Annotated in this window: 18 protein-coding genes; 7 read left to right on the top strand and 11 right to left on the bottom strand. The window is 68.8% G+C overall.

Going from position 1 to position 26,801, the window contains the following annotated elements:
- Positions 1 to 129: 129 nt before the first annotated feature.
- Together VT52_RS11310 and VT52_RS39685 are read right to left on the bottom strand one after the other, a co-directional pair.
- Positions 130 to 825 (bottom strand): hypothetical protein, encoded by a 696-nt coding sequence (locus VT52_RS11310; protein WP_143070870.1) that lies wholly within the window; start codon positions 823 to 825, stop codon positions 130 to 132.
- Positions 826 to 876: 51 nt separating this feature from the next.
- Complete coding sequence (locus VT52_RS39685; protein WP_167377682.1) at positions 877 to 1,332, bottom strand: DddA-like double-stranded DNA deaminase toxin; 456 nt, start codon at positions 1,330 to 1,332, stop codon at positions 877 to 879.
- 697 nt (positions 1,333 to 2,029) lie between these two features.
- On the opposite strand from VT52_RS39685, the gene VT52_RS11315 reads away from it, so the two are divergent.
- Positions 2,030 to 3,856, top strand: coding sequence for an IS481 family transposase (locus VT52_RS11315; RefSeq protein WP_046421952.1), 1,827 nt, complete (start codon positions 2,030 to 2,032; stop codon positions 3,854 to 3,856).
- Between the two features lie 164 nt (positions 3,857 to 4,020).
- Here the strand turns inward: VT52_RS11315 and VT52_RS11320 are convergent, their stop codons facing one another.
- Both VT52_RS11320 and VT52_RS11325 read right to left on the bottom strand, forming a co-directional pair.
- Positions 4,021 to 4,251 (bottom strand): DUF7848 domain-containing protein, encoded by a 231-nt coding sequence (locus VT52_RS11320; RefSeq protein WP_046421953.1) that lies wholly within the window; start codon positions 4,249 to 4,251, stop codon positions 4,021 to 4,023.
- Positions 4,248 to 4,445, bottom strand: a complete 198-nt coding sequence (locus tag VT52_RS11325; RefSeq protein ID WP_046421954.1) for a hypothetical protein — start codon at positions 4,443 to 4,445, stop codon at positions 4,248 to 4,250. Before VT52_RS11325 ends, VT52_RS11320 begins: the two co-directional genes overlap by 4 nt.
- Before the next feature lie 155 nt (positions 4,446 to 4,600).
- Here VT52_RS11325 and VT52_RS11330 point away from each other — a divergent pair, with 155 nt between their 5' ends.
- Positions 4,601 to 5,323 carry a GntR family transcriptional regulator gene (locus tag VT52_RS11330; RefSeq protein ID WP_043409952.1) on the top strand — a complete coding sequence of 241 codons (723 nt, stop codon included), beginning with the start codon at positions 4,601 to 4,603 and terminating at the stop codon, positions 5,321 to 5,323.
- A gap of 70 nt (positions 5,324 to 5,393) precedes the next feature.
- Here VT52_RS11330 and VT52_RS11335 read toward each other — a convergent pair whose 3' ends face one another.
- Positions 5,394 to 6,239 (bottom strand): GntR family transcriptional regulator, encoded by an 846-nt coding sequence (locus tag VT52_RS11335; RefSeq protein ID WP_240509715.1) that lies wholly within the window; start codon positions 6,237 to 6,239, stop codon positions 5,394 to 5,396.
- A 260-nt stretch (positions 6,240 to 6,499) separates the two neighbouring features.
- On the opposite strand from VT52_RS11335, the gene VT52_RS11340 reads away from it, so the two are divergent.
- The 5 genes from VT52_RS11340 to VT52_RS11360 all read left to right on the top strand — a co-directional run bounded on the left by VT52_RS11340 (position 6,500) and on the right by VT52_RS11360 (position 11,080).
- Positions 6,500 to 6,826, top strand: coding sequence for an SCO3933 family regulatory protein (locus VT52_RS11340; protein ID WP_240509723.1), 327 nt, complete (start codon positions 6,500 to 6,502; stop codon positions 6,824 to 6,826).
- Complete coding sequence (locus VT52_RS11345) at positions 6,826 to 8,154, top strand: FtsK/SpoIIIE domain-containing protein (RefSeq protein ID WP_053055512.1); 1,329 nt, start codon at positions 6,826 to 6,828, stop codon at positions 8,152 to 8,154. Before VT52_RS11340 ends, VT52_RS11345 begins: the two co-directional genes overlap by 1 nt.
- Positions 8,155 to 8,290: 136 nt before the next feature.
- Entirely contained in the window at positions 8,291 to 9,637 is a 1,347-nt protein-coding gene (locus VT52_RS11350; RefSeq protein ID WP_053055513.1) for a replication initiator, read from the top strand.
- On the top strand, positions 9,630 to 9,815 hold the full coding sequence (locus tag VT52_RS11355; protein WP_079174983.1) for a helix-turn-helix domain-containing protein: 186 nt from the start codon (positions 9,630 to 9,632) through the stop codon (positions 9,813 to 9,815). The genes VT52_RS11350 and VT52_RS11355 overlap by 8 nt, the downstream gene beginning before the upstream one ends.
- Positions 9,812 to 11,080 (top strand): tyrosine-type recombinase/integrase, encoded by a 1,269-nt coding sequence (locus VT52_RS11360; protein WP_046421957.1) that lies wholly within the window; start codon positions 9,812 to 9,814, stop codon positions 11,078 to 11,080. Before VT52_RS11355 ends, VT52_RS11360 begins: the two co-directional genes overlap by 4 nt.
- 91 nt (positions 11,081 to 11,171) lie before the next feature.
- On the opposite strand, the gene VT52_RS11365 is transcribed toward VT52_RS11360, so the two are convergent.
- From VT52_RS11365 to VT52_RS11390, 6 genes are all read right to left on the bottom strand, one after another.
- Entirely contained in the window at positions 11,172 to 11,432 is a 261-nt protein-coding gene (locus VT52_RS11365) for a hypothetical protein (RefSeq protein WP_143070872.1), read from the bottom strand.
- Positions 11,429 to 22,546 (bottom strand): LamG-like jellyroll fold domain-containing protein, encoded by an 11,118-nt coding sequence (locus VT52_RS11370; RefSeq protein ID WP_053055514.1) that lies wholly within the window; start codon positions 22,544 to 22,546, stop codon positions 11,429 to 11,431. Before VT52_RS11370 ends, VT52_RS11365 begins: the two co-directional genes overlap by 4 nt.
- A gap of 273 nt (positions 22,547 to 22,819) precedes the next feature.
- On the bottom strand, positions 22,820 to 23,488 hold the full coding sequence (locus VT52_RS11375) for a response regulator (protein ID WP_046421959.1): 669 nt from the start codon (positions 23,486 to 23,488) through the stop codon (positions 22,820 to 22,822).
- Positions 23,485 to 24,774: a sensor histidine kinase gene (locus tag VT52_RS11380; RefSeq protein ID WP_046422058.1), complete on the bottom strand. Its 1,290-nt coding sequence runs from the start codon at positions 24,772 to 24,774 to the stop codon at positions 23,485 to 23,487. Before VT52_RS11380 ends, VT52_RS11375 begins: the two co-directional genes overlap by 4 nt.
- Before the next feature lie 39 nt (positions 24,775 to 24,813).
- Positions 24,814 to 25,656: an ABC transporter permease gene (locus VT52_RS11385; protein ID WP_046421960.1), complete on the bottom strand. Its 843-nt coding sequence runs from the start codon at positions 25,654 to 25,656 to the stop codon at positions 24,814 to 24,816.
- Entirely contained in the window at positions 25,653 to 26,597 is a 945-nt protein-coding gene (locus tag VT52_RS11390) for an ABC transporter ATP-binding protein (RefSeq protein ID WP_046421962.1), read from the bottom strand. Before VT52_RS11390 ends, VT52_RS11385 begins: the two co-directional genes overlap by 4 nt.
- Positions 26,598 to 26,801: the final 204 nt, after the last annotated feature.

Genomic DNA, 26,801 nt, shown 5'->3' on the forward strand with positions numbered 1-26,801 from the left:
CCCACCCTTTCAATCTCAGCGTCAGCTACTGCCGTCACCCCATGCAGAAGCCCCGTCAGCACGCACCTGACGGGGCTTCAACTTTGCTGTCGCCATCCTGCGCGAGGGCTGCGGGATCGGGCAGTGAGGCTACCGACCGCGCTCCGAATACGCCCTAATCCATTCCAGCGAGCGGCTTGGCAAGACGCGCCAAGGATGGGGCCACTCACGGTTCTCCAAGTAGTCGAACTTATCTGGACTCGTCACGGCGACCCTGATGTCCAGGACATCATTGGTGTGGCTGAAAGGGGCGAAATTCTCACGACCGAAGCTGGACACCACCAATACTCCATCACCTATGTGAAGGCGCAGCCCCGGCAGCGATCGCCACGGGCAGGTGGTGATTTCCGTCAACCCGGCGACAACTTCAGGCAGCAGCACCGGAGAAACCTGCGAGATCACCCTGTGAGATACCGGACCATAGGCGATCTCGAGTAGGTTCCGCTGAGCTAGCAGCTCGGCGAGCCCGGCATCAACCATCTTCCAGCCCTCTTCGTCCGGGCCGAGATCAAAGAAGCGATCGGCGTCGTTCGCATCGTACGCCCAGGCCCATTCGCCCTCATCTCCACTCATGAAGATCATTTTGTCGGGGTCGAAACGCGCAGGCCGGGGTGCCTTCAACTGCCAGACACTGCCTTCTTCCCACAGAAGTGGCGAAGTCGCAGAGTATTGGCGCTGGATCTGATCCGGCAGCCAGGCAAGGCAGTCAGGCATCGCTTCACCCGGCCCTCTGCTGCCGAACCATTGCTCGGCAACGTCTGCGATCGCTACATCTCCGATGTACACAAACCCTCCGTCGACCCATCCGAATATTTCCGCATTCTGATTCCCGGCACACTACCCCTCCCCAGCGAATTCGAGCGCCCTTGGGATGCCCCTGATATCGGAGTAAACCACCGTGAGGGTATTGCCCTTTTTGAGAGTCTGTTCAAGCCCCATGCAAGCGCGGCACACATAGTTCTGAGTGATATAGAGGGTTGCCGAGTTGCTTTCACTCTCGTTCAACATGGATACCGCTTGCATTTCCGCGTGGTGCCAGTTGTAGTCCGAGGTCGCGGGCTTGAATCCAGCCGGCTTAGGGGTGTTGTGTCCAGAAATCACCTCCGTCGGGGAGTCCGCCCCTTCTTCGTAGTAGTGACCATAAGTTCGCGGCTCTCCATTGGCATTGAGCTTGAGTCGATCCGGAAGCTTGCTGAACGCTCGCTTCACATTCCCGAGTCGCTGGTATCCACCAGAGGGAACATCAACTTCATTGCAATTGTGAACCAGAACCGGCGTCCCACCGGCTTCCACATAGTACGTGTGCTCGCCGGGCGGGCGTCACCTGCATTTTCGCTGGTCAGCGAATTCCGGCCGGTCCGTGGGCGTGCGTGGAAGTGCAGTGCTGTGCGCCCGTGTTGCCGTCGGCGTTGCCGTCAGACGGCTGCGTGCGTGAGGGCGGCGGAGTGGGCTTTGGCCGGTGTCCTGCCCGGGTTGGGGTCGGGCATGGTCAGGGGGCCGTACGCTGGCCCGGCAACTCGGGCAGGCTGTGCCCCTGCCCGGAATTTGAACGAGTGGCCCCCTGGCCTTGCCCGACGCGGGCCCCGGCCCGGGGAGGTGGGTAAAGCACACGGAGCCGACCGACCCCGGCGCCGGGCTGCGCTCCGACCAACTCCCTGCCGTCGCCTCGCCGTCGGCCTGGCGCTCACCGTACGGGCGCGTCCGGTCTTCTCAGCGTTTCCGGTCGTCCGCTACGCGCTTCTGCGCGGCCTGGTCGCTGGCCGGCCCGCGGTGGCGGAGCCGAGAGCGGGCCGGGTGGGCGGCCGTGCCGCGCGACCCGCGCCAGCGGGTCGCCTTGAAGACGTAGAGAAAGTTTGGACGCATCCCGCTTCGGCGGTATTATCCGGTCCCGGTAGATGCTTGACACTTCGGTCCCAGCTGATGGTTGACAGTGGCCGTGTTCGGCTTTTCCCCTGTGTGCGTCGTTGCGGCGTGTGTGGGGAGGCCGGGATTGGCGCTGGTGGAGTTGTCGGTTGTCGAGCAGAGATACCGGGCTGTCCTCGCGGTGCTGGCGGGCGCGACGGTGACCGAGGTCGCCGCGTCGCTGGGGGTGTCGCGGCAGACGGTGAGTGGGTGGAAGTCGAGGTATGCCGCCTCCGGTCTGGCAGGGTTGGCGGATCGTTCGCGCAGGCCGGCCTCGTGTCCGCATCAGGCTTCCGCCGAGGTGGAGACGGCCGTGTGCGAGCTGCGGCGCAAGCACCCTCGCTGGGGTCCGCGGCGGATCGCTCATGTGCTGGAGCGGTCCGGGACGGTGAGCCCGGTGCCGTCACGGATGACCGTGTATCGGATCCTGGTCCGTCACGGTCTGGTGGAGCCGGGGGTGCGGCGTCGGAAGCGGTCGGATTACAAGCGCTGGCAGCGGGACCGTCCGATGCAGCTGTGGCAGATGGACATCGTCGGCGGCGTGATGCTGGTCGACCCGGTGACGGGCGAGCTGACCGAGGCGAAGGTCGTGACCGGGGTGGACGACCATTCCCGGTACTGCGTGATCGCGTCGGTGGTCGAGCGGGCGACCGGGCGGGCGGTCTGCTCGGCGTTCGTCCGGGCCTTGCAGAGGTTCGGGGTGCCGGAGGAGGTGCTGACCGACAACGGCAAGCAGTTCACCGACCGGTTCGGGCAGGGCGGTGAGGTGTTGTTCGACCGGATCTGCCGGGAGAACGGGATCGCGCACCGCCTCACCCAGCCGGCATCCCCGACCACGACGGGCAAGGTCGAGCGGTTCCATCAGACACTGCGGCGCGAACTCCTCGACGACTGCGGAGCGTTCGAGAGCATCGAGGCGGCTCAGGCGGCACTGGATGCGTGGGTGGACGAGTACAACTGCGTGCGGCCGCATCAGGCGCTGGAAATGCAGTCGCCAGGCGACCGGTTCGCCCCGGTTGCCGAGCAGGAGCGAGACGTCCTGGGTCTGAAGATTCCCGGAGTGCTGGCGCTGGTGCCGCAGCAGCGGACACCTCCAGCGGTCCCGGAGCCGGCTCCGGGCGAGGCCTCGGCTGTGCCTGCCGCTCTGCCTGAGGTGGTCCCGGCAGTGGTGCCGGTAGAGCCCGGTGGGCCGGTGGAGTTCGAGCGGGTGGTGCCTGCGAGTGGGAATCTGCAGGTCGCGGGCAAGCAGTTCTGGCTGGGTCCGGCCCGCTCGGGGCTGACGGTGACGTTCTGGGCCGACACGCAGGTGATCCATCTGCTGATCGCCGGGTCGCGGATCAAGACCGTGCGGTCGCACCTGTCGGTGGCGGACCTGGGCCGGCTGGCGGCCCGGGGCGGACGTGCGGCCGGACCGGCCCCGCTTCCGACCGGTGACGGGACAGCGTTTGAGGTGGACCGGGTCGTGAACAACAGCGGCCTGGTCGGCCTGGGCGGGCACCAGGTCCTGGCGGCGGAGATCCTGGGCGGCCGCCAGGTGGGCATCCGCATCGACGCCGAGACGCTGTCGTTCTTCGACCTGTCCTCGCGGGAACTGCTGCGGGTGCGGCCCAGCCCGCTCAGCCGCGACGAGGTGCAGCGGCTGCGTGGCCTGCGGCTCGCGGGCCCGCCGCCCCGGCCCCGGGTGGAGCCGGTCCGTGTCCAGCGGCGGGCCAGCGCAGTGGGCACGGTCATGGTCTGCCGCCAGGTCGTCTCCCTCGGCCGCCCCTACGCAGGCCAGACCGTGACCGTCCACGTGTCCGACACGACGATCAGCGTCGAGCTGGACGGCCAGGTCCGGGTGATCCGGCGCACGACCGACGTCCCGGTCCGTAACGTGAAAGCGAACAAGCCCCACGGGGCTTCCCATGTTGTCTAGGTCCACCGTCAAACATCAGGTGAGACCAGAACGTCGTGCATCAGCTGGGACCCGACACCGCTTCGGCGGTACGCCGTGGCTGTCGGTTGAGCGTTCGGCTGGGCTGCTGGCCTGGTGCGATGGCCTGCGGGTTGTGGGTCCTGTTCCGGCTGGCGGTGGTGGTTCTACTCGGCTCGGGTGACCTTGGCATGGTCGGTGAAGACGCGCCTGAACAGGTCGTGGCCGGTGCGTCCGGTGTGGCGGAGTGCCCAGTCCTGTGCGGCTTCCTGCTCGGGGTGGGGTCCGGATTCGGCTCCGCAGCCGCCGGTGACGCAGAACGCCTCGTAGGTGATGCCCCCTTCGGGCGCGTGGCGGATGGCGTGAGCGACGTGCCGGTATACCGCACGGGGGCTCACTGGTGGCCCTCCGGGTGGCGTCGCATGTAGACGTTGCAGTCGCTGACGGTGGTCATGTCTCCGACCACGCGGGCCCGGTCGCGTACGTTGGCCAGTTCGGTACAGCCCGCGCAGCCTTCAACGGGAGTCGGCTCCAGTTCCAGGCGCAAGGGGAGTTCGACCGGCTGGGTGGAGTATCTGGTCGGCTCCGTCATGCACATCGCCACCTCTCGAACGTCACATGGCCGACCTCTTGACAGATCGGTGCTCTAGTTCAGTATTCGAGTGGCCGAAGCGCTCCCGCTACGGTTCGTAGTGCACTAGTGTGCCCTCACTGACAGCACGTCAACTCAACGGAGGGGCACGCCTTATGCCCAGTCCCAAGACGTTCACGAAGATCGCGGATCACTTCCGGGAGCGCATCCTGTCCGGAGAGCTTGAGCCGGGCGCCAAGCTGCCGACCAACCGGGAGATCGCCGGGCAGTGGCAGGCCGCGGCCGCCACCGTCTCCCGCGCCTTGCAGGCTCTCCAGGTGGAGAACTTCATCCGCACCACCCCCCGGGGCACCTACGTCGCCGATGACCCTCGCTGGACGCTGTCGGCGCGGGACCGGCTGGCCCGGGTCCAGCGGGTGAAGTCGTTCCTGGCCGAGGGTGAGACGAGCCGGGTGACGGCCGCCGAGCTGATCATCCCGCCGCTGTACGTGGCGGAGATCTTCGATCTGGAGGCCGGGGATCAGGTGGTTCGGCGCGAGTGGCTGGCCGGACGGGGCAAGACCCGGACCGTGTTCGCCGTGACCTGGTACCCGGCCCCGTTCGCCGCCCTCGTGCCGGACCTGCTGAACACCGCCCCGGGCCGCAATCACGGATTGTCCGCCCGGGTTCTGGAAGCCACCGGGCGCACGATCACTCACGCCCGCGACGACATGCACGCCCGTCCCGCCGATGCCCGAGAGGCGAGCGCGCTGGGGCTGCCGGTCGGCTCCCCGATCCTGGCCGGCGCCCACCGCTGGTCGGACGCGGAGGGGATCATCGAGTACGGGGAATGGTGCCTGCCGCCTCGATTCACCATCGGCTACGAGTACCAGCCCTGACCGATCCACGCGAAGCGTCCCCGAAAGCCAGCCTGCGGCCTTCGGGGACGCTGCCGTTCACGTACCCGCCTCAGTTGGTGTCGCGGCCTTCGAGGCGTTCGACACGCTCCTCAAGCTCCTCGATCCGCTCCAGAGCGCGTTCCAGCTTGTAGGCGAGATCCGCTACTCCGGCCGCCGCCGGGAACTCGTTCGGCGGGGCAGCCGACGCTTCGTCCGGCTCGTCCACCGGCTGCACCGCGACCGGTACCTCTGTGCCGAACTCGCCCCCCACGACGACATACGCCATCGAGCCGTTGCGCTGGTGGGCCTTCTTCATCCTGCCCTCCAGGGTGAGGAAGGTCAGGGCCTGGTCTGCGGATTCCGGGTCTCCGCCGATCGTGTCGACCACCTCGTCCACGGTGACCGTGGCGCCCCTGGCCAGTGATCCGTCTCTGATCTTGCGGACCAGGCGGCCGTGGGTGAGCTGGGTGGCGAAGCCGTGGTCGTCCCAGTCGCGTACGTAGACCTCGTCGCCGGGCAGCTCACCGAGGTAACGCAGGAGGAAGTTACCGGCCAGCAGGGCGATGGCATTGGTGACCACGTTGAGCGGCACCGCATAGTGCTCCGCCAGGACCTCGCGGGCCGGGAGCCGGGAGCCGGGAGCCAGAGTGCCGGAGTAGATCTGCTGTGTGAGATCGCCGGCGACCTTCTCGAAGGCGTCCTCGAAGTCGGCCGAGCGCGTGACGAATGTGCCGCGTCCCTGGCGGGCGATGACCCAGCCCTCGTTCCTGAGCAGCCGGATCGCCTTCTGCACGGTCAGGCTCGACGCCTTGTAGGTCTGCATGAGCTGGCTCTGCGTCGGCAGGAGCTGGCCGGGCCGCAGTTCGCCGTCCCGGATCTGCTGCCGGAGGTCGTCCGCGATGCGCTCGAACGTCAAGCGCGCTTCGTCAGCAGCAGCCATGTCCATCCCCGGTCCCAGTCCGATTCCACCCACCGCGGGCCGCTCGCTGCCTGTCGCGTTTCACCAGTTCAGCGGCCTCACGGGGTCAGGGTAGCCGCCTTATGGATGGACCATCTCACGAACGGATGGAACTCAATAGGGATGGACTTTGGATGGAATGAATGTATGGTTGCGGCACGCGATCGCCCACACGGGTGACTTGCACCCCTTCTACCTGGAGGTTTGCCGTGAAGACCATGCCCATCGACCAGTCCCAGGCCCTGGTGATCCTTGCCTCCGAGTCCCGGCCGCACTTCAAGGACCGCGAAGGCCAGCAGCCCGCGATCGACCGGGCCACCGGCGCCCACCTGCATCTGGTGGACGTGATGTTCGCCTTCAACGGCCGCGCCGAAGTGATCGCCGTGAAGGTCCCGGAGCCGGGTCTCGGCAAGGGACTGAAGGTCGGCCTGCCGGTCGTTTTCACCGGCCTGGTCGCGTCGGCATGGGAGAACGAGATCAACGGTAAGGACCGGCACGGCATCTCCCTGCGCGCCGACGCCGTCACCGCCAAGGCCGGTGCCTGATGACCGGCAACCCCCTCGGGCTCGCGCTCCTGGCCGTGGTTGTCCTCGGCGGGCTCGGGCTGCTGGGCTGGGCCGGGTACTGCTTTGCCCGCTGGTACCGGGCCGATGCCGAGACCCGGGTCAGTCTGCGGCAGGCGCGGCGGATGCGGTGGGGCTGGAAGCGGCTCGCCCCGATGCTGGGCCTGGCGGTCAAGGACGCCACCCCGACCGTGCTCCAGCAGTACGGCCCGCAGGAACAACCGACCAAGCCGCGCGTGCTGGTGCCACGCCTGCGCACCCGCGCCGACGTCTTCGGCGTCACTGTCACCGCCGATGCCCTGCCGCAGGTGGGGCTGAGCGCCTGGCAGGACGCTGGCGAGGGTCTGTGCGACGCCTGGGGGATGCGTCGCATCCGGATCAGTCAGCCCAAGCCCGGAGTGATCGTCGCGCGGGGCTTCCGACGTGAGCCGCTGGAGGCGGTGATCCGCTCACCACTCCTCGGCCCGGACGGCTCCCCCGTCTGCCGACCGGGTCAGTTCGTCTCCACCGATGACGTACTGCTCGGCTGGGACGAGGACGGCACCCCCATCGTGCTCAACCTCGCCTACTCCGCCCACGCACTCGTCGCCGGCCTCACCCGCTCCGGCAAATCGATCACCGTCAACACCCTGCTCGCCTATGCCTCGCTGATGCGGGACGTGCGCTTGATCGTGATCGACCCCAACCTCGGCGCCGTCGCGCCCTGGTGGCGTACTGCCTACAAGGTCTCCGACGCCATCCACCCCGACGAGCCGACCGAGATCCTGCGCTGGGTCCGCGAGGAAATGCAGCGCCGCGAGCGGCTGTTCTGGTCCGGCCGTACCGACCGCATCACCGAATTCAGCCCCGAACTGCCGCTGCTGCTCGTAGTGATCGACGAGGTCGCGAACTACACCCGCCACCCCGACCGCAAGGCCCGCGAACGCTTCGAGGCCGAACTGCTGGCCATCGCCAGCCAGGGCGCCAAGTTCGGCATCCGGCTGTGGCTGCTCACCCAGAAACCCTCCGCCGACGTGCTCACCACCGCCGTACGCACCAACCTCTCTGCCCGGATCTGCCACCGCGTCGACACCATCGAGGACTTCCTGCACCTCTTCCCCGACGGCCGGGAACTCGACATCACCGCCGCCGACCGCACCATGCCCCAGGGCGTCTCAATCGCCTCCGTCGGCGACATGCACACCCCCGTCCGGCTGCGCTCGGTCTACCTGCCCACCGAAGCCTGCTGGCAGATCAACGACCTCATGTGCGCCGAAGGGCTCAAGGTCCGCGAACTGCCAGACCACGTCGACCTGGACAAGGCCGCGTGACCGCCGCCTCCTGGTCCCGCTTCGCAGTGATCCCCGGCAAGGGCGTGTAGTCGCCAAACCCTCGCCCCTGCCGGGGCCTCCCTCCCATCCATCCACGGCACGCGTGTGTGCCGCAGCGCAGAGAGGTCCCGCCAGCATGCCACCGCACGACCCCACCGCCACAATCCCCCGCCCCGAAACCGCCACGGCCGCGCTCCCCGCGTTCACCGGGTATCGCGACCTGCTCGGCCTGGTCCGGCAGCTGACCTCGCTCGGCGGGTGCGCCCAGCCGATCCGGCTCGAAGGCCAGCGCACCGAGATCGACGCCTTCACCGGCGAGATCCTGCGCGAACTGAAGTCCAAGGAACTGCCCGCCGGACATCTCCTGGTCCGCTGCGGCAACCGCCGCACCACCCGCTGCCCCTCCTGCGCCGAGCTCTACCGCCGGGACACCTACCACCTCATCGCCGCCGGCCTGCGCGGCGGCGAGAACATCCCCGACCAGGTCGCCACCCACCCGCGCGTCTTCGCCACCCTCACCGCGCCCTCGTACGGCCCGGTCCACGGGCGACAGGTCAACGGCTCCGCCCGCTGCCGCTGCGGACGTACCCACACCAAGGGTGAACCGGCCCTCGGCACCCCGCTCAACCCGGAGCGGTACGACTACACCGGCGCCGTGCTGTGGAACGCCCACGCCCCCACCCTGTGGGCCCGCTTCATGCTCCAACTGCGCCGCACCATCGCCGCCGCAGCTGGTGTCCCGCAACGACTGCTCTCCAAGGTCGTCCGGGTCTCGTACGCCAAGGTCGCCGAGTACCAGCAGCGCGGGCTGATCCACTTCCACGCCGTGATCCGTCTCGACGGCCGCGCGGGCCCCTACACCCCGCCGCCCGCCTGGGCCACCCCTGAACTCCTCGCCGACGCCATCCGGATCGCGGCCACCCGTGCCCATATCGACGGGCCCGAAATCAACGGCCGCGCCCGCTCCTTCGCCTTCGGCGAGCAGATCGACACCAGGACCATCCGGTCCTCCGCCTTCCAGGGCGGGACCACGATCACCGAGGGCAAGGTCGCCGGATACGTCGCCAAGTACGCCACCAAGGGCACCGAAGCCGCGACCGGCACCCTCGACCACCGGCTGAAGAGGATCACCGACCTCTGGTTCGAGTCCGTACCCGAGCACGCCGCCCGCATGATCCGCACCGCCTGGACCCTCGGCGCCCGCGACGACCTCAAGTACCTGAACCTGCGCAAGTGGGCCCACATGCTCGGCTTCCGCGGCCACTTCTCCACCAAGACCCGCGCCTACTCCACCACCCTCGGCGCCCTCCGGACCGCCCGCGCCGCCTGGCACCACCGCCACACCCCTCCGCCCTCACCGACCACCCTCGTCATCGCCCACTGGGCCTACGACGGCACCGGCCTCACTCCCGATCTTGAACGCCTCGCCGCACTCATCCACGGCGGCCCGACATGCGAACAGGGAGTGACAGCCGGTGCGTGACGACGAACTCCTCACCGTCCCCGAGGCGATGGCCCGCCTCAAGATCGGCCGCTCCGCCCTCTACGACCTCCTGCGCACCCGCCGCCTGGCCTCGCTGACCATCGGCCGCGCCCGCCGCATCCCCACCCACGCCCTGGACGACTACGTCAAGCGCCACCTGGAAGAAGCCGCCCGATGACCGCCCCCAAGCGAAAGAAGGCCCGCGCCAACGGCGAAGGCACCATCTACCAGCGAAAGGACGGCCGCTGGGAAGCCGCCGGCTATGTCCTCGCCGCCGACGGCAGACGAAAGCGTGTCCGTGTCTACGGCACCACGCGCAAGAACGCGGCTGACAAGCTCACCGAGAAGATCGCCGACAGCAACCGCGGGCTGCCGGTTGCCACCGCTGACAGCACGCTCGGTGACTACCTGACGTACTGGCTCGGCAGTGTCGCGGTCCACCAGCTCCGCGAGAACACCCACACCCGCTACGCCGCCTGCGTCCGCCTCCACCTCATCCCCAGCCTCGGCACCAAGAAGATCGCGCGGCTCACCGCCAAGGACATCCGCACCTTCCTCGACCGGCTCCGCGCCACCTGTCAGTGCTGCACCCAGGGACTCGACACCGAACGGAAGAGGTGCTGCACGGTCGGCGAATGCTGCCAGAAGCGACTGTCCGCCTCAACCGTGACCTACGTGCACTCGGTCCTCAAGTCGGCGCTGGAACACGCCGTCCGCGAGGACGAGCTGCCGCGCAATGTCGCCCGGAACGTCAAAGCCGGCACGCACCGGCCCAGGCGCTTCCGGCCCCTGACTGCGACGGAGGCCCGTCGGTTCCTCAACGCCGCCCGCACGGACCGGCTCCACGCGCTGTACGAACTCGCCCTGCGCACCGGCCTCCGCAAAGGCGAACTACTCGGCCTCCGCTGGGAAGACCTTGACCTCAACAGTGGGACCGCCAGCATCCGCCGCTCGCTCCAGCGCACCCGCAGCGGTGGCCTCACCCACCTGCCCACCAAGACCCGCGCCTCCGAACGCCGCATCGCCCTCCCCACCGAATGTCTCCGCTCCCTCAAGGAACACAAGAAGCGGCAGGGCAAGGAGCGTGAGACGGCAGGACCGGACTGGAGAGGCAGCGGCCTCGTCTTCACCACCCCGACTGGCGGCCCGCTCGACCCGGCCAACCTCACCCGCCGTTTCCGTAGCTTCCTCGACCGAACCGGGCTCCGCCGCATCCGCTTCCACGACCTACGCCACTCCACCGCGACGCTACTCCTGGAGCAAGGCGTGGACCTCGTTGTGATCAAGGAGCTGTTGGGCCACGCACACATCGGCGTCACCGCTGGCGTCTACGCCCACGTAAGGCTCCGCCTCCAACGCCAAGCCATCGACACCCTGAACGGCGCCCTCGGCCCTGTCAACGACAACCCGGACGACCCACCCGCCGCGGCAGGCGTCCGCTGACGTTGCCGTCAAACGCCCGAGAGGCCCCACCGAATATCCATTCGGTGGGGCCTCTCGAAATGTCCACAGCATGTTATGGACTGAGGCTGACTTACCGAGTCACCTGAAGGCGCTCCTCCAGTGTTTCCAGTGAAATCTCACCTTGCACCCATGCCGTGACGTATTGCAGGTCATGAACCGAAAGACCGAAGGCCGATCGAAGCACTTGGGCCAGCCGGAACGGCGCCAACCTCAAGTTTGGATGCTTGTCGATTAGGAGATCAGCGATCTCTGCGATGCTGCACCCAATTCCGTGGTACTCGACGGCCAAGCGCGCCAATCGTTCAATTTCCTCGTCCATCAGTTCCCTCATCTTCGGAATGTGGCAAGGACTTGCTGGAAGTCCCCGTCGAGCCTCGGAACTGCTTCATCGATCCTCGCACGAGTGAAGCCATATCTGGCTGCCTGCCTTCCAGTCCAGGTTCCCTTGGCTGCCGATACAAGGCTTGCACCACCACGGACAGCTTCATTGAAGCCTCCAAGGTTATCTCCGTAGACCCAGATCCCCTGGACACCCTGAACTCGGTCCCCGAAGTGGCCCATAACTTCGTCGAACATCGCCTTACCCCGCAGCGGTGAACCCTTGTCGGGATTGTTGTGCATCATCATGGTCAGAATGCCGTCACTATCGAGGTCGGCAATCACGCCACTTCCACTCGCATCATGCGAGATGGAGTAAGTGCTTTCGTTACCACCACGCGTAACTCCGCAGTTATGTACGAGGACCGGCGTGGCGCCCGCCAGCACATAGTACGTGTGGAGGGTGCCGATGGTGAGGTCGTAGGTGGTGGTGTGGGCGTGGTAGAGGCGGACGCTCGTGATCTGGGCTGTGCCGGTCGGGGTCTGGAGGATGTCGCCGGCTGTCAGGTGCTGGGCGTCGACGAAGGCCGAGCGGGTTTCGTCGTAGAAGGGGTGGTGGAACGTCGTCGTCAGACGCGCGCCCAGGTTGCCCGCTTCCGCCGCGCCGGGCCCGCTCTGGTGGGCCGGAGCCGCGGCTCCGGTCCGGTCCTGGTGAACCGGGCCCGCCGCGCTGACCGCCGCCACCGGTGCCGTCGTCGGCTGGTCGGCCGCGTCGTGGTGGTGGCTCGCCGACAGCGCGCCGAGCACCGCAGCGGAGGCCGCCAGACCGAAGGCCGCCTTGCGGGCCGCCTTCCTGGCGAGCTTTCCGGCCAGGGACTTCGTCCCCGCCTTCAGCGCGGGCCTGGCCGCGCCCTCGGCAGCCGGCTGGGCCGTCTTCCTGATGGTCAGGTCCACGAAGTCGTGGTCGGTGTGGGTGACGATCACCGCGGTGACCTTGTGGGCCTCCACCGTCTTCGCGCCGGGCACCGAGTCGGCGATCACGTCGCCGACCTTGACCTGGTCGATCGCCTTGACCCTGCCGTCGGCCATCAGAACCCGGGTGGCACCGGTGAAGCTGTGCGTCTCGCACTTCACCGGCTTGCCCGAAGCGTCCTCGCCGGAGCGGGACTGGGTGCTGGAGGGCCCGTCGGACCCTCCCCCCGAACCGGCGTCTCCAGCCGCGTCCCGTGCGGCGGACTCGGCCTCCGCCTGTTCGCCGCGGCCGAAGAGCCCGCCGACGACCTTCAGTGCCTTCGGTGCCGCCTTGGCCAGCAGTTTGCCGCCCAGGCGGCCGAGGCCGTCGAAGGCGACGCCGGTGGCGATGCCTTCGGCCGCCGAAACGGCGAACGACTTTACGCTGCAGGCACTACCGCCCTTCTCCCCGCACTTGAAGCCCTGTTCCACCAGCGAACCCGCCGCACCGGCAGCCGCCGCGCAGACGACCGTGCCGACTCCCCCGGTCGCCGCCTCGCAGCCGGCGAACACCACCACGGACACGGCCATCGATGTGATCGCCGCCGCGTGATGCTTGATGAAGGTGCCCGCGGTCTTGACCGCCGAGACCGTCGCCGAGTACGCCGTCCGCGCGCCGGACTCCAGTTTCCGGCCCGCTGCCGCCGCCAGGTTCTTCGCGCCCCTGAGCATTGAACCGGCCGTCTTCTTAAGGGACTGCAAATGGCTCTTGGCGCTCCTCCCCCAGCGTTTGATGCGACTCGATGCACCGCGGTACGCGGATCTCGCCCACTGCCGGACACTGCCGCCCCACCGTCGGACACGCCGTGACGAGTAGTAGTAGATCCTGCGCGTGAAGCGGACCGTGGCGCGGTAGCCGTCGCGCACGTACCCCAGGTACTTGCCGGCCTGGCGCTTGACCCGGTGCACCACGCTCCGCGCCACGGCCACGCCCTTGTGCCACAGGTGCTCGCCATAGCTCTTCACCGCACGCGCCGCGTGCGTGACATGCCTGACCGCACTGTGGAACGCCTGCGTTTCGCAGGACCCGGTCCACCACGAGCAGTGCCCCGACGGATCCGTGCCCTCCATGGGGTTGTCGCCGACGTACGCGAACGGGTTCGCCGCCGCCGAGTTCGGTACCGCGCTGGGCGAAACGGTGTCCTTGTTCAGGAACTGGCCCGTGCCCGGGTCGTACCAGCGTGAGGCCGTGCCCACATCGGCTGTGCCCGGTTCCGTCCATCCCGACTGGAAGCCCAGGTGGCCCACCAGCGCGCTGTCCGAGATCACCTTGCCCAGCGGGCTGTACGTCGCCGAACCCGAGAGCGCCGTCGCCCCCGACGTGAACGTGCCCACCACGTCGTTGTGCAGATCCGTGAGCGCCAGCATCCCGGACCCACCGGTCGGCTTGATGCCGATCACCCCGCCCGCGGGGTCGTAGGTGTAGGTGTTGTCGCCGTCCGAGACGATCGTGTTGTCCGCGCCCGAGTACTGGAAGGTGCGCGAGGAGTTGTGCGTCGTGTCGGTGTCGGTGATGTTCCGGCCTGTCGCGTCCAGCGTGTACGACTGTGTGTCGGCCACGATCTGGTTGCCGAACGCGTCCGCCTTGAACGCCGCTGTCCCCGCCGTCGACGACTCCTGCGTCATCGTGCCGCGCGCCGAGTAGCCGTAGGAGTGGGTGCCGTCCGAGGTCAGTTGGTCCCGCTCGTCGTAGGTGTAGACGTCCGATCCGTTGCGGATGCGGTTGCCGGACGCGTCGTAGGCGTACTGGGTCGTCGTCGTGCCGTCGTTCCACGACGTCAGGCGGTCCGCCCAGTCGTAGGTGTACGTGTTGGCCGACGCGCCCGAAACGCCCGCCGTCGTCTTCGACGTCAGGTTGCCGTTCTCGTCGTACCCGTAGGCGAAGCTCGCCAGTGTCGACGCACCCTGCGTCATGACATCGCTGGTCAGTTCGTGCCGGCTGTTGTAACCGAACGAGCGGGTCTGGCCCGTCGAGCCGTACTTGATCGACGTCAGCTCGTTGAGCTTGCCGTAGGAGTAGGTCAGTTGTGTGCCGGTCGCCGCGTCGTTCAGCGACGACAGACGGCCCGCCGTGTCGTATCCGTAATTGGTCGTGCCCGCCGCGTCCGTGCGCGAGGCCGTCTGTCCGTCGTCGGTGTAGGTGAAGCTGGACGAGCCCGCCGAACCCGACGCCGTCAGCAGGTCGCCGCGGTCGTCGTAGGTGAACGCGTCGTGTGTGGCCGCCTGGTGGTCGACCGCCCCCGCGGTGCCCGCCTCCGCCGTGTCCGCCGACAGCACCCGGCCGTCGGCGTCGTAGGAGAAGCTGCGGGTCGCTGTCGCCGCGTCCGCACCCGTGCCCGAGGCCGACTTCAGCCGGCCGGCGGTGTCGTAGGCCATCGACGTGGTCACGCCGCCCGGCTGGGTGACGCTCGTCGGCAGGCCGTCCGCGTCGTACGCGTACGTCGTCGTCGAGTCCGCCGCCGACGTGTACTGCGCCGTCGTCGGCTCGATCACCTTTTCCTGCTGTCCCCACGGCGTGTACGAGTACCGCCAGGAGTTGCCGCGCCCGTCGGTGAAGCGGGTGCGGTTGCCCGCCGCGTCGTAGCCGAACGTCGTGGTGATCGACGTGGAGGCGTCGACCGGCTGCACCTCCTGGGTCAGCGTGCCCGCCGCGTCGTAGGTGAACTGACTGGTGTGGCCCCGCGCGTCCGTCGTCGAGGTCACGTCGCCCACGCCGTCGTACGTCTGCGACGAGTTCGTCAGCAGGTTGCCGGCGGCGTCGTAGCCGCGCGTCGCCGTCGGATCGCCGTCGGCGTTGTAGTCGGTGACCGTGTACGTGTCGTCCGGGAGCGTCGTCTTCGTGCGGTCGCCCGCGAAGTCGTAGGCGTAGCGCGTGGTGTTGCCCGAGCCGTCGGTCACCGAGGAGGTCTCGCCGGTCCGGTCGTAGCCGTACGTCGTGGTCACGCCGCCGGGTGTGACCACGGACGCGAGGTGCGCGCCGTAGGGGTTTCCGCTGGTGACGTCGTAGTGGTACTGGGTGGTCAGGGTCCGTGTCGACGGGTAGCGCTCCAGCACCGTGGAGGTCGCCTGGCGGCCCAGGTAGTCGTACGTCGCCCGGGTCTGGGCACCGGTGGCGTCGGTGGCGGTGCTCTCCTCGCCGTCGGCGTCGTACGTGGCGTGCGTCGTGGTGTTGTCGGGCTCGGTGATCCGGGCGAGGTTGCCCATCTGGTCGTACAGGTACCTGGTGGTCCGGCCGCCCGGCGTCGTCACCGACGTCTGGTCGCCCTGGCTGTCGTAGGTCCACACCGTGGTGCCCGGGTCGGCCGTGGAGGCGCCCGCCGGGGTGTACGGGGGGAGGGTCTCGGAGACCTTGTTTCCGTCGGCGTCGTATGCGGTGGTCGTGGTCAGGCCGTCGGGGTCCTGCTCCTCGACGGCCTCACCGAAGGTGTTGAAGCCGCTGGTGGTGACCGGGCGGACGGTGACCGCGCCGGCCTGGGTGCCGTCCGGCTCCGCCTGGACGGCCGGCGCGGTGGTGACCGCGAGGTTGCCGGCCTCGTCGTAGGCGTAGTCGGTGGTGTGTGTCTCGGCGTCCGTCTCGGACGTCGGCAGACCGCGCTTGTCGTACGTCCACTTCGTCGTCCGCTCGGTCGACGAGCCCACCGTGCCCCCGGTGCGGCCCTTGCCGTACAGCGAGGAGACCTCGGAGGCGGACAGGGCGCGCGGGTAGACCTGCACGTCGGAGACGGAACCGGGCAGCAGGTCGCTGGGGCCTCCCGCGTACTTGGCCTGGCCGATCGTCAGCGGCCCGGTGGCGCCCCACGGGGTGGCGTTGGTGCCGCTGCCGGACAGGGTGCCGTCGACGTAGATCTGGACGGCGCCGTTCGTCGCGTCGTACACGCCCACGAGGTGGGTCCACGTACCGCTGGAAGGGGTGGTGGCGGCGTACGCGGCCGGGAAGCTCGGGCCGGTGGAGTCCGAGCTCGTCTGCAGCATGCTCCACGTGGGCGCGCTGCTGTGCGCGTAGTTGTACTGGAGCATGAACGCGCTGTTGGTGGTGCCGGTCTGGGCCACGACGGTCGCGTTGTGGGTGGGCAGCGAGCTCATGTTCACCCACGCCGAGACGGTGTAGGACGCGGTGGTGTCCAGGACCGGTCCGTTGGTGGCGATCTGCTGGCCGGAGGTCCCGGCGAAGCTTGCCGCGTCGCCGGTCCAGGTGACACCGGTTGCCTGGGCGGTGTTGCCGGTGCCGGAGGAGTCGGTGACGGTGGCGGCGGAGGTCTGGTTCAGTTTCCACCAGCCCGACGGGTGCCCGGAGGCATCCCCGTACAGCGTCTCGCTGAGCATGTTGCCCATGGCGTCGTACGAGTTGGTGGTGGTGCGGTCGTAGCCGGACGGGTCCTGGTCGTTCTCGGTGGCGATGTCGTCGTCCGGCGTGTACGAGACGGTGCTGACCCGGTCCACGCCGGTCGGGTCGAGGGTGGTGGACGTGGTGCGCGAGGCGGCGTCGACCTTGTAGTCCGTGACGGTCTCGCCGTTGTCGGTGGTCTTGGAGACGAGGTTGCCGGCGGTGTCGTAGCCGTCCGACTCCAGTACGTAGCTGCTCGTGCCGTCGGCGCTGGTCCTGGTCGCCGTCGCGAGCAGGCCGTCGTCGGTGTAGGTGTACGACGTGGTGTTGCCCATCGCGTCGGTCACCGAGGCCAGGCGGCCGGACGGGTCGTAGGCGCGCGAGGACTCCGTCAGGGGGCTCGCGGTCTGCGGGTCGACCGGGTCGCCGGTGTACATCAGGCTCTGTGTGAGCAGCTTGCCGTTGTCGTCGTAGGTGTAGTCGATCTCGTTGCCGGCGGAGTCGACCTCCTTGGTCTTGTCACCGGAGGCGTCGTAGGTGTACGTGGTCGTGTCGCCGTTGGTCGCGCCCTCGGCCGCGTTGGCGTCGGACTCGGTCGCCACGTGGTCGTAGCCGTCGTAGGCCCAGGTCTTGGTGCGGGCCTGGTCGCCGCCACCGCCGTCGGAGACGGTCTGGGAGGTGACGTCGCCGTCGTCGTCGTAGACGGTGGTGGTGACGGGGCTGTGCGTGGCGCCGGTGACGCGGTCGGTGAGCTGCGGGTCGTGGATCTCGGCCACCTGGTCGGCGGCGTTGTAGGTGTAGGTGGTCGTCAGACCGTTCGGATAGGTGTCGGAGACCACCTTCTGCGTGGCGACCCGGCCGAGGCCGTCGTAGGTGTAGGAGGTCACCAGGCCGATGGCGTCGGTGGTGGAGGCCACGTCGCCGTCGGAGAAGTAGGAGACGTGGTTCACCGAGCCGCCGGGGCTGGTGGTCTGGACCGGCAGGCCCGCGGGCACCGTCCCGCCGTCGGCCGACGGATAGGTGCTGGTGCCGTCGCTGTACACGGTGCTGGTGGTGCGGCCGTTGGGGAAGCCGGGGACCGCGGGGCCGGTGACCGCCGTCTGATCGCCCGCGGAGTCGTAGGCGTAGGACGTGAGATACGTGTTGTCGGTCGCGGACGACGAGCGGCCGTCGCGCACGGTGAGCAGTTGGTCGTTGCGCGGGTCGGCGGTGGTCAGCTGCTGCGTCGTGTCGTCCGGGTAGTACGTGTAGTACACCGTCGAACAGTGGTCGGCCGCCTGGTCCTGGCAGGTGGTGGAGGACACCACGTTGCCGCGCACGTCGTGGCCGGTGACGGTCATCGCCCCGTTGGGGTCGGTGACGGTGTGCTCGAAGCCGGCGGTGTCGTAGCCGAAGCGGTTGGTGTTGCCCAGGCCGTCGGTCTCGCTCAGTTCACGATCGCCGTGCAGGAGGTCGTAGGTGTAGGTGAGCGTCGAGCTGGTCGGAGAGGTGACCTTCACCGTTTTGACCGGCAGCAGGCCGGTGGAGTTCCGCGCGGACCGGAACTGCTCGTCCACGTCGGCCGCGGACAGCTGGGAGCGGTAGAAGGCGACCTCGGCGATCGATCCCTTGAAATAAGTCGCGTAACCGGTGTTGCTGCTGGTGTTGTTGTGGGTTTCGTCGGGCCAGTAGCCGCCGATGTAGCCCGCCCCCACGTACGTGTACGACTGGCCGGACATGGCGGCGGTGCCGCTCTGACTGCCGACCAGCTTGTCGTCCAGGTACAGCGACTGGCCGGTGGCCGAGGTCGACATCACGACGTGGTGCCACTTGCCGTCGGTCACCGCGGACGCGGAGGTCAGTGGCTTGCTCGTGCCGCCGGAGAACCAGAACTCGCCGTGCAGCTTGCCGCTGCTGCCCACGTAGAGGGCCGGTGTGTAGGAGCCCGGCGTGGTCCCGTTGGTCAACGGGTCCTTGGACGCGGCGAACAGCACACCGTTCGCGGTCGACGTCTTGAACCACATGCTGACCGACTCGGCGCCCGAGCCGGGCACCGTGCCGCTGGGCAGCGCCACGTTCGAGGCGGTGCCGTCGAACGACGCGGTGGTGTGGTCGCTGAACGGCCCGCCCGCGCCGAGTGTCACCCCGTTGTACGTCCCGTCGCCGCCGCGCGTCTCGTCCAGTGCCCGTGCGGCGCCGGCCGCCTCGCCGAAGCGGTAGTACTGGCCGGGGGCGCCGCCCAGCACCGCGCCGCGGTAGGTGTCGCTGGACCCGGCGACGGCGGGCGCACCCAGTTTCCACACGCCGCCGTTCTCGTCGGTGAGCTGGGTAAGGGCGGTGGAGTCCGAGTCGTACGTCATCGCCGCGTACGTCTTGCCGGACGGGCGCTTGACGGACGTGAGCAGACTGGTGGCGTGCGTGCCGTACTTGTACAGGTCGCTGACGTCGGCGGCGACCAGCGGACGGCTGTACCAGGAGACATCGGCGATGGAGCCGTTGAAGTAGGTGGCGTAGCCGGTGGCGGAAGAGGTGGAGTGGTGCGGCTCGTCGGGCCAGCTGCCGCCGAGGAAGCCGGTGCCGAGGTAGTTGTAGACCTGGTTCTTGCCGAAGGCCGTCGCGCTCTTGATGGAGACGGTCCCGGAGACCGAGCCCACCTTGGCGCTGTCCAGATAGAGGCTCTGCGAGTTGCCCGCGGCCGACAGCACGACGTGGTGCCACTTGCCGTCGGCGACGGAGGCGGCGGACACGATCGGGGCGGCGCCGCCGCTGTACCAGAACTCGGCGTTCAGCTTGCCGTCGGTGCCGACGTAGATGGAAGGCGTGTAGAAGCCGGCGGCCTGACCGGAGCCGATGGGCTGCGAGGCGTACGAGTAGAGGACTCCCGGGCCCTGGGAGGTCTTGAACCACAGGGAGATGGCACCCGAGTCGGTGTCGTTGCCGAGGTTCTTGGGCAGCGAGACGTCGGAGGAAGCGCCGTTGAAAGAAGCCGCCGTGGCGGTGGAGCCGGTCAGCGGACCGGCCGCGCCGAGGGTGACGTTCTCGTAGGTGGCGTCGGTGGTGCCCTCGTTGGCCAGGACGCTGTCCTCGGCCGTGCTGCCGGAGGACTCCGACAGCGGCCAGTACGTGTGCGGATCCAGGTCGAGTGAGGCGGTCCGGTACGGCGAGGCGCTGCTGTAGTCGTAGGTGGTGCACTTGGTGGTGGACAGCGGCGAGCACACGCTGGTGAGCCGGTCACCGCTGTAGCCGTAGGTCCATGTCTCGGTGGTGGCCGGTTCGCCGGGCGTCACCGGATCGGTGGTCACGGTCGCGACATGCGCGGCCGAGGCGCCGGTGGGCGTGGACCAGGTCAGGCTGAGGGAGCGGCCGGAGACGGCGGACGCCATCTTGGTGATGTGGCCGCTGGTCCAGGTGAACGTCACCGAGCGGCCGTTGGCGTCGGTCACCGAGGTCAGGCCGTAGGCACCCGAGCCGAGGGACTGGGTGAAGGTGTAGACGGTGTCGTCCTTGTCGGTGAGCGTATAGCCGCCGCTGACCGACTTGAACGTGGCGAACCGTCCGTTGCCGGGTGTGAAAGTGCCGTCGCCGTTCTTGCCGTAGCCGACCTCGGAGCCGTCGGGGTAGGTGACGAAGACGCTGGAGACCGCGCCGGAGGCCGTGTAGTGCTCGGTGGCCCTGGCGTCGAAGATGCTCGACCAGGCAGCGCCGAACGCGCCCGTCCAGCGCGGGTCGCGGGAGTTGTAGTCGCGCTCGACGTCGAGGGACGGGCCGACGGTCGAGATGGACGCGTCGGTGTCGCTCGTCGTGTAGTTGCGGCTGGTGGGGTCGAAGCCGTGGTCGCTGCTGTTCTGCGACAGACCGGAGGTGATGACGGTCTGCGGCACCTGGACCGACATCGCGTACGGCGTCGCCGGGGAGTACAGGTTGGTGGCGGAGTCGTACGCCTGTACGGCCCAGGTGTAGGACTTGCCCCAGGCGAGTTTGCCGGCCGGCACGGTCCAGTCACCGGTGGAGACCAGGCCCGAGTCGGCGACCTTGGTGCCGGAGGAATCGAAGACCTGGAAGAGGTACTGGTTGCCGCTGCCGCTCGTGGAGTTGGCGCCGCCGGCCCATGCGGTGAGCTCGGGCGTCGTGGTGTGCTCGACCGCGTTGTTGTCGGGGAACTGCTCGTAGAGCTGCGGCGGGGTGTTGCCGGTGTACGTGACGACGATGTGCGGGCCGTCCGCCGGGTCGTTGAACGAACCGAACTGCTTCCAGTGCAGGCTGTCGGTCGTCGACGCGTACACGGCCAGGCCGTAGTCCTTGGTGGTACCGCTGAACCAGCCCTGGATGGCGGACGTGGACAGAGGGACCCGCAGCCAGTCGCCGACCGTGCGGTCACCGGAGGTGTTGGCACACGCGTCGGGCACGCTCGGCGTGAGATTGCCGATGGAGGAGCCGTACGAGGGGCCGGGGTAGCTGGTGACGGTCTCCGGACTCCAGGCCTGGGTGACGAGGGCGACGTCGAACCGCTCGGCGGTGCAGGTGGCGGCCCAGGTGTCGAAGATGTCCAGGTGCGCGTCGCTGACGGTGGCGCCGCCGGCGTCCCAGCCGGTGTACCAGTGGTTGACGAAGCTGTTCGCCTTGTGGGTTCCGGCGTCGTAGGAGCCGACCTTGATGGTCTGCTCGAACGAGTGGTCGCCGGAGTTGCCGGACTCGGCGTAGGTGGTGGTCCAGCCGTCGTCGATCTGCGGATCGACGGTGACCGGGAAGACGCGTCGCGAATCCCGCAGCCAGTCCTCGCCGAGGGTCACCTTCAGGGCGTAACCGCCCTTGCCGTGCACGAGTTCGGTGGTGACGTCGTGGGTGGTGGCCGGGTCGCCGGAGCGGGGGTCGACCTTCGAGTCGAAGGCGTATTCCGGGGGGATGCGCTCGACGGTCCTGCCGGTGCCGTCGCGCAGGTCGATCCAGCCGTCGGTGTGCTGGACGGGCTTGAGGCCCTTGAGACTGAGGGGGAACGTCCACGAGTTTCCGGCGTCCGCGGAGTGCAGGACGATCGATTCCTTCACGCCGGTACCGGTGGGCGACAGCTTCAGATCGGTGCCGTGGAGGACGTTGTCATAGGTGACGGTGGAGCCGTGAGCGGTGCCCTTGACGGGCTGCGCGCCCCGCAGGGTGTAGGCGACGCGGTGACTGTCGTCCGTGGCGAGCGAGGCGAGGGCGGGGTCGGTGGCCCTGGCACCGAAGTCGACGGCGGTGGAGTTGGCCTTCTCGTGCCAGCGCCCGTCGGGGCCAGCCCGCACGTCCACGTCGATGGGCGCCCATCTTCCCTTGCTCACCTGATAGTTGACGGGCTTGTTGTAGATGTCACGGGTGATGGAGCCATCGGCGTTGTCGTAGACGATCTCGTTGCGGGTGGACTTGGTCCCGCTGCGCCTGCTCGTCTTCGCGTCGAAGTGACCACCCACACTGCGGCCACGCCTCACCGTGGCGGTGTGCGCCTGGTAGGCGGACAGTTCGCCACGCCCCTTGCCCGGCTTGCGACCCGCGCCGCGGTGCGCCGCGGTGGCCGTGGCGGACACGTGGTGGCGGTGGCCGGCCGCGGTACCGGACTCCTGCCGGGGCAGCCGGCCCCAGTGCGGGTCGGTGAGCCAGCTCTTCAGCGAGCTCATGCTGAGGCTCGGCATCGAGAGCCGGCCCAGTTCCATTCCCTCGGCCGCGGCCTGATTCGTCGTCAGCATCAACGCGAGCGCGGTCAGGACGAGGACCGCGACCCGCCGCCGCGCACGGTGCGCACGGCCGGCGGGGCGGATACGGCGGAACGGCCGGATGCGCACGACAACGACTCCAACAGACAAGAGACACAGAAACGGAGGGATCTTGTCTGCTGTGAGCAACATGTGAACAGGCCGAAAAGATGATCAAGGTCTGAACTTGACCGCCGCTTACCGAACCTGTCGACTATTCGCCAAGTGTCCGATTCCTTCCTGTGGACTTCTTGGTAGATCGATCACCCGTGCGAGCAACTACCGTTGCCCGATCGTGACTCACCGTGCCTGGAACGTAGATGAGGCCTCGGCGGAGCAGGAAGCCTCGTCCGCGCCTTCCGTTCAGCTGATACCAGGGCGGGCGAGGCCCTGGTCGTAGGCGAAGATCACGGCCTGGACGCGGTCACGGGCACCGATCTTGGCCAGGACGCGGCCGACATGCGTCTTCACCGTGGACTCGGACACGACGAAGCGCGCGGCGATCTCGCCATTGGTCCAGCCCTTGCCGATGGCGACGAGAATCTCGCGCTCACGCTCGGTCAAGGAGGCCAGGCGCGGGTCCTCGCCCGCGTCACCTCTTCTGACAGGCACGTGCCGGGCGTACTCGTCCAGGATGCGACGGGTGAGGGCCGGCGCGATCACCGCGTCGCCCCCGGCGACCGCCCTGATTCCGGCGAGGAGTTCCTCCGGGCGTGCGTCCTTGAGGAGGAAGCCGCTGGCCCCGGCCCGCAGGGCGGCATGCACGTACTCGTCGACGTCGAAGGTGGTCAGCACGAGGACCCTGGAACGCCCCCCGGCCTCGACGATCCGGCGGGTTGCCTCGATGCCGTCCATGCCGGGCATCCGTACGTCCATCAGCACGACGTCGGGACGGAGTTCGGCGGTCCTGCGGACGGCCTCGGCACCGTTCGCGGCCTCACCGACCACCTCCGTCTCGGGCATGGAGTCGAGCAGCACCCGGAAGCCGTAGCGCTGCAGCTGCTGGTCGTCCACGACGAGCACCGTGGTCACCGGGTGCCTCCCCGCGATGTCAGGTCGAGGGCGGCCTCCACCGCCCACCCCCCGTCGGCCGCGGGCCCGGCGCTCACGGTCCCTCCGTACAGCGCCGCTCTTTCGTGGATACCCACCAGTCCGTGTCCTTCCTCGTTCCGTGGTCCGGCGGGCCCGGCCGGACCGTTGTCCCGGACCCGTATGACGAGCCGTTCGTCCCCGGCGACGACCGACAGGTTCACCCGGGTGCCGGCACCGGCGTGCTTCAGGGTGTTCGTCAGGGCTTCCTGGACGATGCGGTAGACCGTCAGCTGCATTCCCCGGTCCAAGGCGTCCACCTCGCCGACCGTGCGGTAGACGATCTCCAGTCCGGCGGTGCGTACTCCGTCGCAGAGCGTCTCGATGTCCGCGAGACCGGGCTGGGGGCTGAGTTCCGGTGCCTGGCGGGCGCCGTCCGACGCCTCCCGCAGGACGCCGAGCACCCGGCGCAGCTCGCCGAGGGCCGTCCGGCCGGTGTCGCCGATGAGTCGCAGAGCCTCTTTGCCGCGTTCGGGAGCGGTGTCCGTGGCGTACGCGCCGGCGTCGGCGAGGGTGATGATGACGGACAGGTTGTGGCCGACGATGTCGTGCATCTCCCGGGCCACCCTGGCACGCTCCGTGGCGGTGGCCAGTCTGATGCGCTGGTCACGTTCCGTCTCCAGCCGCGCCGCCCGCTCCCGCAGCCCCGCGAGCTGCGCCCGGCGCGTACGCACCACCAAGCCGACGGCCAGGGCAGCGATCATCGTACTCAGCAGGAAGAACAGGGCGTCCCAGACCGAGACGGCCGGCGAGACCCGCACCGCGACCAGCACCATCCCCGCCGCCATGACCCCGCAGGCCCACGGCAGCCGCCGCAACCGCCCGTGCAGGGCCAGGCTGTAGAGGGCGACGAACAGGGCGACGTCGGCGCGCAGCGCGGCACCCAGCGACCACTGCACGACGAAGACGACGGCGATGGCGGCGAAGGCCGCCAGAGGCCGGCGCCGCCGCCACAGCAGCGGCAGTACCAGACCGGCCTGCAGGGCCAGCACCGCCGCCAGGGGGAGCTGGGTGAAAGCGAACTGGAACCTGTGCCGCTCGTCCCCGTCCCCGTCCCTCGCGCCGCCGTGGTGCAGCAGGTCGGGCAGGCAGAACATGAGAAGGACCAGCACCACCACCGCGGTGTCCAGCACCCATGGGCGGGCCCGGTCGGCCTGGCGGAGCCGCTGGCCGATCCGGGCGAACCGGGCGACCAGCGGTCCCATTCCGCTGACGTCGTCAGTGCTCATGCTGGTGGTCGAGGTCGTCACCCGCCCATGGTGCAGGCGTCAGACGTCGCTGCGCACCAGCCGGTACCCCGCTCCGGCCAGCGCGAGCACCGTCCAGCCCAGGAAGACCAGCAGCCCAGCGGTGGGCGACAGGGTGGTGCTGTCGTGGGTCAGGGCGAACATCGACTCGCCCGCGCTACTCGGCAGGTAGGGACTGATGTGGTCCTGCCAGGAGCTGGGCAGCAGGGAGATCAGTCCCGGCACCAGCATCAGCGAGGCGACCAGCACCGAGATGCCGCCCGCCACCGACCGCAGCAGGGCACCCAGCGCGGTTCCGATGACACCGACCAGGCCGAGGTAGAGGCCGGCGCCCAGCAGGCTGCGTACGACGCCCGCGTGCGTGAAGCCCATGGCGGCCGGTGTGCCGGAGACAATGGCGCTGCCGAACCCGAAGGCGACGAACGCGCCGAGGGTGGCGACCACCAGCGCGACCAGCCCGAAGACGGCCGCCTTGGACCACAGCACGGGCAGCCGGCGCGGTACGGCCGCCAGCGTCGAGCGGATCATCCCGGTGGAGTACTCCCCCGCCGTGACCAGCACGCCGAGCACGCCGAGGGCGAGCTGCGCGAAGTTGGTGCCGAAGAGGGACAGGCTCACGGCCGTCGCGGTGGCGAAGTCCCGGTCCCGGTGCGGGGAGCCGATACCGGACTTGTAGTGGTTCGCGGCGATGAGCCCGAAGGCGACGAGGAAGAGCAGGCCGAGGCCCAGGGTGATCCAGGTCGAGCGCAGCGACCAGAGCTTGGCCCACTCCGAGGCCAGCACGCGCCGTCCGGTCACCCGGTAGGCGGGGCGGGCCGGGGCCGCGGGCGGCGCCTCGGCAGTCGTGGTGAGGGTGGTGCTCATGCGGGCCTCGCAGCGGTCTCAAGGGGGTCGACGGTCGTCGAGCCGTGGTACTCCACGGCATCCCTGGTCAGGTTCATGAACGCCTCCTCCAAGGACACCGTCCTGGCCGTCAGCTCGAACAGCGCGATCCTGTGCTCGGCCGCCTTCAGGCCGATCTCGCGGGCACTCAGCCCAGCCACCTGGAGCTCCTCGGAGCCCGCCCGGCCGGTGATGTCCACCCCCGGTCCGGCCAGTGCCTCCCGCAGCCGGGCCGGCTCCTCGGTGGCCACCTGCACCGTGTCGCCGCCGGCCTCGCGGACGAGGTCCCCCACGGTGGTGTCGGCCAGCAGCCGCCCCCGCCCCACGATGATCAGATGGTCCGCGACCAGGGCCATCTCACTCATCAGGTGCGACGACACGAACACGGTCCGCCCCTCGTCGGCGAGGGCCTTCAGCAGGTTTCGGATCCAGAGCACGCCCTCGGGGTCGAGCCCGTTGACCGGCTCGTCCAGCATCACCGTCTGCGGGTCGCCCAGCAGCGCCGCGGCGATACCGAGCCGCTGGCCCATGCCCAAGGAGAAGGCACCGGCCCGCTTCTTCGCCACGCTGCCGAGGCCCGCCATCTCGATGACCTCGTCGACCCGGCGCCGGGGAATCCCGTGCGTCAGCGCGAGCGCCAGCAGATGGTTGTAGGCCGAGCGGCCCGGATGGATCGACTTCGCCTCCAGAAGTGCCCCCACCTCCTGCAAGGGCGCCTGGTGGCCGGCGTAGCGGCGTCCGTTCACCGTGACGGAGCCGCTGGTCGGGGCGTCGAGTCCGACGATCATGCGCATGGTCGTCGACTTCCCCGCGCCGTTGGGCCCCAGGAAACCGGTCACCGTGCCCGGCTTCACGGCGAAGTCCAGGCCGTCGACGGCCGTCTTCTCCCCGTACCGTTTGGTCAGCTGCTGAGCGTCGATCATGCGCGTCTCTTCCTGTCGGAACCGGCGCCCGTTGGTCGCCCCTGACGCCTCACCGACAACGCTAGGAGGCGAGACACCCTGATCCGGTGGTACCGCGGACCGATCCACGTCCGCCGGGTCGTACCGCGGTACTACGCGCCACTGCGTCCCTGGTCTCACCGTTCAGGTCACGTTCGGGAAGGGACCGTTTCCGCGAGCCGTACC

The sequence above is a fragment of the Streptomyces malaysiense genome (assembly GCF_000980885.2).
GTDB lineage: Bacteria > Actinomycetota > Actinomycetes > Streptomycetales > Streptomycetaceae > Streptomyces > Streptomyces malaysiense.

Excerpts from the sequence above, each read along its gene's own strand:
- VT52_RS11345 (WP_053055512.1), top strand. The coding sequence starts at position 6,826 with ATGACCGGCAACCCCCTCGGGCTCGCGCTCCTGGCCGTGGTTGTCCTC.
- VT52_RS11390 (WP_046421962.1), bottom strand. The coding sequence starts at position 26,597 with ATGATCGACGCTCAGCAGCTGACCAAACGGTACGGGGAGAAGACGGCC.
- VT52_RS11325 (WP_046421954.1), bottom strand. The coding sequence starts at position 4,445 with ATGACGGAGCCGACCAGATACTCCACCCAGCCGGTCGAACTCCCCTTG.
- VT52_RS11360 (WP_046421957.1), top strand. The coding sequence starts at position 9,812 with ATGACCGCCCCCAAGCGAAAGAAGGCCCGCGCCAACGGCGAAGGCACC.
- VT52_RS11380 (WP_046422058.1), bottom strand. The coding sequence starts at position 24,774 with ATGAGCACTGACGACGTCAGCGGAATGGGACCGCTGGTCGCCCGGTTC.
- VT52_RS11385 (WP_046421960.1), bottom strand. The coding sequence starts at position 25,656 with ATGAGCACCACCCTCACCACGACTGCCGAGGCGCCGCCCGCGGCCCCG.
- VT52_RS11365 (WP_143070872.1), bottom strand. The coding sequence starts at position 11,432 with ATGAGGGAACTGATGGACGAGGAAATTGAACGATTGGCGCGCTTGGCC.
- VT52_RS11350 (WP_053055513.1), top strand. The coding sequence starts at position 8,291 with ATGCCACCGCACGACCCCACCGCCACAATCCCCCGCCCCGAAACCGCC.
- VT52_RS11330 (WP_043409952.1), top strand. The coding sequence starts at position 4,601 with ATGCCCAGTCCCAAGACGTTCACGAAGATCGCGGATCACTTCCGGGAG.
- VT52_RS11340 (WP_240509723.1), top strand. The coding sequence starts at position 6,500 with ATGCCCATCGACCAGTCCCAGGCCCTGGTGATCCTTGCCTCCGAGTCC.